The organism is Nocardia sp. GTS18, from assembly GCF_013839555.1.
GTDB lineage: Bacteria > Actinomycetota > Actinomycetes > Mycobacteriales > Mycobacteriaceae > Nocardia > Nocardia rosealba.
Genome location: NZ_JACBIU010000003.1, coordinates 302,612 through 308,685 on the forward strand (window position 1 = coordinate 302,612; position 6,074 = coordinate 308,685).

At 68.9% G+C, this 6,074-nt stretch carries 4 protein-coding genes and 1 pseudogene; 1 reads left to right on the forward strand and 4 read right to left on the reverse strand.

The genetic code is table 11. The annotated features are described in order from the left end of the window. Positions 1-13 precede the first annotated feature (13 nt). Entirely contained in the window at positions 14-679 is a 666-nt protein-coding gene (locus tag HYG95_RS06190; RefSeq protein WP_181697006.1) for an SIMPL domain-containing protein, read from the reverse strand. A gap of 70 nt (positions 680-749) precedes the next feature. Next, positions 750-2,579 (reverse strand): glutaminase A, encoded by a 1,830-nt coding sequence (glsA, locus tag HYG95_RS06195; RefSeq protein ID WP_181697007.1) that lies wholly within the window; start codon positions 2,577-2,579, stop codon positions 750-752. A 216-nt stretch (positions 2,580-2,795) separates the two neighbouring features. Between glsA and dxs the strand changes: the two genes are divergently transcribed. Continuing rightward, a complete protein-coding gene (gene dxs / locus HYG95_RS06200; protein ID WP_181697008.1) occupies positions 2,796-4,691 on the forward strand; it encodes a 1-deoxy-D-xylulose-5-phosphate synthase in 1,896 nt (631 codons plus the stop codon). Here dxs and HYG95_RS06205 read toward each other — a convergent pair. Then, positions 4,688-5,641 carry a bifunctional 2-polyprenyl-6-hydroxyphenol methylase/3-demethylubiquinol 3-O-methyltransferase UbiG gene (locus tag HYG95_RS06205; protein WP_255495011.1) on the reverse strand — a complete coding sequence of 318 codons (954 nt, stop codon included), beginning with the start codon at positions 5,639-5,641 and terminating at the stop codon, positions 4,688-4,690. The genes dxs and HYG95_RS06205 overlap by 4 nt on opposite strands. Before the next feature lie 135 nt (positions 5,642-5,776). Then, a pseudogene (locus HYG95_RS06210) lies at positions 5,777-6,074 on the reverse strand (ribonuclease D); the annotation flags it as partial.

Consider the following 6,074-nt stretch of genomic DNA (forward strand, 5'->3'; position numbering starts at 1 on the left):
GGTTCCACCGCGGCTATTCCAGCGCCCAGGTCACCCGCACATTCGCGCCGACCTCGGTCTCGCCGGGGACGACCGGCACCGGAGAACTGCTGCGCGCGAACATGATCGGTGAATCCATCTCGGCGCTCACGTCGTAGGCGCGGGGTGTGGGTGAGGTGTCCTCGGTGATCTGTAGCACCGCACCCAGGCGCACACCCGCGCGCGCCGCGTACTGCTCGGCCTTGGCGAGCGCGTCGTCGTAGGCGGCGTCGCGGGCCTGGACCAGCAGCGGCGCGGGGTCGGCGATGCCGCGGGTGAGTCCGCCGAGGCGTACGTCGTCGCCGCCCGCGTTCACCGCGGCGGCCACGGTCTCGGCGGGTTCGGCGCCGCTGCCCTCGCGCAGCGCGATGCTGAGTCCCGTGGACGCGAGGTAGCCGACGATCTCGTTGCGTCCGTTGTCGGTGTAGACGGTCTCGGTGCGCACGCTGAGACCGCTGGTCGCCATGTCGCTGTCGCGCACCCCGGCCGTGCGCAATGCCGCGACCACCGCGTTCACCCGCTGACCCGCCCGGTCGTAGGCGCCCGCTACCGTGGCGGCCCGCGATTCCACCGTCAGGGTGACGCGGATGAGGTCGGGGATCGCGCGCACAGTGCCGCGTCCGAAGGTGGTGGTGCTCGGCTGAGGGGATCGTTCGCTCACCGCTGCTCCTGTCGGTCGAGGGCTGTTGTGCAGCCCAACGTCTCGCATCGCCGGAGGGTTCCGGGTCCGGTCAGTGACTGCCGGAGATGGTGCGGACCGTGGCTTCCATCTGCGCGTACGCGCCGGCCGCGAGGCGTTGCAGCAGGGCGAGTTTGAGCTTCGGACGCACCTCGGTGAGCGAGTCGAACACCGCCGGGCTCAGTACCGCCACCCGGACCTGGGTTTCGGCGATCACCGCGTTGACGAACGGTTTGCCCACCAGCATCGGTATCTCGCCGAACGACATCCCCGCCGACAAGGTCACCAACCGGTGGATTCGCCCGTCGGTGCCGGGGAAGGTGAGCCGCACCCGCCCGTCCAGGATCAGATACAGCCCCGAGCGCTGGTCGCCGCGTTCGGCGATCGTCTCGCCCCTGGCGAAGGTTCGCTCGCTGAAATCGGCGGCCAGCCGGGCGCGGTCGTCGGGATCGAGCTCGGCCAGCAGCGGGTGCTCGTCGAGGGTGATCGAGGTGGAGTGTGTTCCCGGCGGACGGTGCCGCGCGAGCACGATGTCCTCGCACCATTCGGTGGCGGTGTCACGATCGATGAACACCCGCCCGCGCGGATCGTCGGGCCGCAGGCTCGACATGTCGTGGCCGAGCTTGGCATCGGGATCGACCAGCGCCACCCGCACACCGGCCGGTACGAGCTCGGCTTGCAACGCGTCGAGCATCCCGCGTGCCACCACGCTCACCTCACCTACCCGGCGCAGGTCGATCGCCAGCGCGTCAAGCTCGCCCGAGGCGGCCTCGATGGCCCGGACCCCCCGTTCGGCGCCGGAGAACAGCAGGTCGCCGTGCAGTTCGTAGACGCGGGCGCGGTCACCGTGCGCGGCGAGCACGGCGGCGTCGTCGGGGGAGCGGCGCATCCGGGAGGGCAGTTCCGACACCGAGTGCTCGGCGCGGATGGCGGTGCGCGCGGACCGGGTCACGTGACAGAAGTGCAGTTCGAGCCGTCGCGACAGCTCCCGGCACGCCGCCACCCCGCGCACACTGTTGCCCTGACCGTCCAGGCGCGGCGAGTACACCGAGATGCCGAGCTGCCCCGGCAGCACCGCGATGATCCCGCCGCCCACCCCGCTCTTGGCAGGCAGGCCCACGGTGGTCACCCAGTCGCCCGCCGCGTTGTACATGCCGCAGGTGGTCATCACACTCAGCACCCGTTCGGTCAGCGCCGTCGACAGCGCCCGCTCGTGGGTGGCCGGGTTCACGCCGTTGTCGGCCAGCGTCGCCGCCATCACCGCCAGGTCGGCACACGTCACCTCGATCGAGCACTGGCGGAAGTAGCGGTCGACGACGGCGTCGGGGTCCACGTCGATGATCCCCACCGAACGCAGCATGTACCCGATCGCCCGGTTGCGGTACCCGGTGCGCGATTCCGACTGGTACACAGCGTCGTTCACCCCCAGCTCGCGTCCGGCGAAGCGCGAGTAGCAGTCCCGCACCCGTTCGAACTCGTCGGGACCGTGGATCAGCGAGGCGGCGGTGATCGCCCCGGAGTTGATCATCGGGTTGCTCGGGCGCTGGGTGTCGGGTTCGAGCGCGATCTCGTTGAACGGTTCGCCCGAGGGTTCCACGTCGATGTGGCGGGCGACTTCGTCGAGCCCTCGGTCGGCCAGGGCGAGCGCGTAGGTGAACGGCTTGGAGATCGACTGGATGGTGAATCCGACATCGGTGTCGCCGACCCGGTAGACCAGTCCGTCGGCGGTGGCGAGGCACAGCCCGAACGAGTCCGGTGCGACGGCGGCGAGTTCAGGGATGTAGTCGGCGGGCGCGCCGGAGGTGTCGTCTCGGCAGGCCGCGTACACCTCGTCGAGGATGCCCGCGACCACCCCGGGATCGATCCTGTTCGGTTCGGCCACAGCGTCACTGTAGGGGGCATTGACAACGGTTCCCGGGCGGACGCGCGGGGAGATTGTGCTCACACCTCGCGCCCGTCAGCCGGGGGTGCGCCCGCTGGTCGGCGGGCCGTCCCGGCTACCGTCGGACAGTGCGCGACACCGGTCGGGGGCTTTCGCCCGCGGCCCGGCCAAATACACTGGGCGGATCAATCGGAAGTCCGGAGGGAGCGAGTTCAGGTGGGAGTGCTGTCGCGGGTGGATTCACCCGAAGATCTGCGCCGGCTGAGCGTGCCGCAGCTGCGGGAACTGGCGGACGAGATCCGCGAGTTCCTCGTGGCGAAGGTCGCCGCCACCGGTGGTCATCTCGGTCCCAACCTCGGTGTGGTCGAGCTGACCATCGCCCTGCACCGGGTCTTCGATTCCCCGGCCGACCCGTTGATCTTCGACACCGGCCACCAGGCCTACGTGCACAAGATCCTCACCGGCCGCAAGGACCGCTTCGACACGCTGCGCATGCGCGACGGCCTGTCCGGCTACCCGAGCCGCGCCGAGAGCGAACACGACTGGGTGGAGTCCTCGCACGCCTCGGCCGCCCTGTCCTACGCCGACGGCCTGGCCAAGGCGTTCTCGCTCACCGACCAGAACCGCACCGTGGTCGCCGTCGTCGGTGACGGCGCGCTCACCGGCGGCATGTGCTGGGAGGCGCTCAACAACATCGCCGGTGCCGACCGCCCGGTGGTGGTCGTCGTCAACGACAACGGCCGCTCCTATGCCCCGACCATCGGTGGCCTCGCCGACCGGCTCACCGCCCTGCGCACCCAGCCGGCCTACGAGCATGTCCTCGACACCGGGAAACGTCTGCTGAAAAGCATTCCGGCCGTGGGAGATTCGGCCTACTCGATGGTGCACGCGCTCAAGGCCGGGATCAAAGACGCCGTGAGCCCGCAGGAACTGTTCGGCGACCTCGGCATGAAGTACGTCGGCCCCGTCGACGGCCACGACCTGGTCGCGCTCGAGGCGGCCATGCGCCGCGCCAAGGACTTCGGCGGCCCCGTCGTGGTCCACGCGGTGACCCGCAAGGGCAACGGCTACGAGCACGCCGAAAACCATGTCGCCGACCAGATGCACGCCTGCGACCCCATCGACCCGCTCACCGGCCGCCCCCTGGCGGGCAAGAAGGCCAAGGGCTGGACGGCGGTATTCTCCGAGGAGCTCATCGAGCACGCCGCGCGCCGCGACGACATCGTCGCCATCACCGCCGCCATGCCCGGCCCCACCGGTCTGGCCGCGTTCGGTGAACGCTTCCCCGAGCGCATGTTCGATGTCGGCATCGCCGAACAGCACGCGATGACCTCCGCCGCCGGCCTGGCACTCGGCGGCATGCACCCCGTGGTCGCCATCTACGCCACGTTCCTCAACCGCGCGTTCGATCAGCTGTTGATGGATGTGGCGCTGCTGAAACAGCCCGTCACCGTCGTCCTGGACCGCGCGGGCATCACCGGACCCGACGGCGCCAGCCACAACGGCATGTGGGACTTCTCGCTGCTCGGCATCATCCCCGGCATCCGCGTAGCCGCGCCCCGCGACGGCGCCACCCTGCGTGAGGAACTGGCCGAGGCGCTCGCCGTCACCGACGGCCCCACCGTGCTGCGTTTCCCGAAAGGCACTGTCGCCGAAGACATCACCGCCGTCGAACGCCTCGACGGCCTCGACATCCTCCGCCTGGCCGTGCCCGGCGCGGGCACGGTGCAGTCCCAGCACGGTGACGTCCTGCTCGTCGCCGTCGGCCCCTTCGCCGACACCGCCATGCAGGTCGCCGAACACCTTGCCCCGCAGGGCATCTCGGTGACCGTGGTCGACCCGCGCTGGGTCCTTCCGATCTCCGACACCCTGGTCAAACTCGCCGAGAACTACCGCCTGGTCGTCACACTCGAAGACGGCGGCCTGCACGGCGGCATCGGCTCCACCCTCTCCGCCCGCCTCCGCGCCGCGGGCCTCGACGTCCCCACCCGCGATCTCGGCGTCCCCCAGCAGTTCCTCGACCACGCCTCCCGCCCCGAGATCCTCGAAGACCTAGGCCTCACCCCCGAAGCCATCACCCAGCGCATCTCCGCCTGGCTCGGCGCCCATTAACCTCTCCGCCTGGCGACGACCGCGAAGTTCAACGGAATTCGCGGCCGTCCGGGCGGCAATCCCCAACCCTGTTCGCAAGCAACGAGTTCCGGGAAGGCGGGCCAGTCCATATAGGGCAGCTCCCGCACCGCCTCGACAGCCAGCCCCGCGTCGAGCAGTGCTCCCACGACTTCGCCGAGATCGTGTCGCCATTCGTGATTGGTGGTGTGGGCGATCTGCCCGGCGGAGTCCTCGGTGTAAGTGCCCGAATCCGTGTACGTCCTTGTCCCGCCCCCACCGAGGTAGTCGTCGGAGATCTCCCACGGCTGGAACCCCATCGCTCCGAGAATCGGATGATCGTCCCGGATCAAGAACACCCCATCAGGCTTCAGCAGATCGTGGATCGACCGCGCCCAAGCCGAGAGCTCCGGCAACCACACAATGGTTCCCGCACTCGTCACCACGGTGTCGAAGCGCCGGCCGACCAGCTCCGAAGCACACCGCGCATCCCCTTCGACCCAGGTGATGCCACACCCCGCGTCTCGCGCGATCCGCTCCGCATGCCGCAACGAATTCGGCGACAGATCGAGCCCGTGCACATCCACCGCACCGAGCCGCACCCACGACAGGGTATCGATCCCGATATGACACTGCAGATGCAACAGCGACCGCCCCACGATCCCGGACTCCGGCAGATGCGGCGCAAGCACAGCCAGGTCGTTGCGCACCACCGACGAGATCCGCCCCGAATCTGCGACATACGCATCCACGTCATACATCCGCGACCGAACATGCACGTCGGCCCGCTCATCCCAATTCGCGCGATTGGCGGCGATAGCCTCTTCGAACACAACGATTCCTCTCGACAGCCGACACCCGACGCTAACGGCGAACAAGTCCCCCGTCGACCCGTTTTTCCCACAGTGCATTACGTTTGATCGAGAATTGAAATGACAATGCTCATGGAGCATTTGGCACAAATTTGTTCACAATGTCGGATATCCGAAGCCACGGTTCCTGGAAGCTCTCGCGGCGTTCGTGGCAGCTTTGTGGACTATCCGTCCCCCGTGGCTCGGGCGCTTCACGGCTGCGTCCGACGAACTGAGCTACCCGAGTTTGGGGGTGAGGGCCTTGGTCAGCGCCGGGACGGCGAGGGTTCGTTGCCACGGTCGTGCCCCACCCGCACGCAGGAACTCCTCGATCGCGGCGGAAAGCTCTTCGGGGGTGCCGACGTTCTTGTAGTCGGGGAGCCCGTCCCAGCACAGGCGACGCACCAGATCGGGGGAGAGCAGGTTCTCTACCGGTATCGAATGCTCGGTGGAGAGTTCGCCCATGGCGTTGCGGGCGGTGGTGAGGCGGGCGGCGGCGATGGGGTCGCGGCGTTCCCAGCGGTTGACGGGGGGT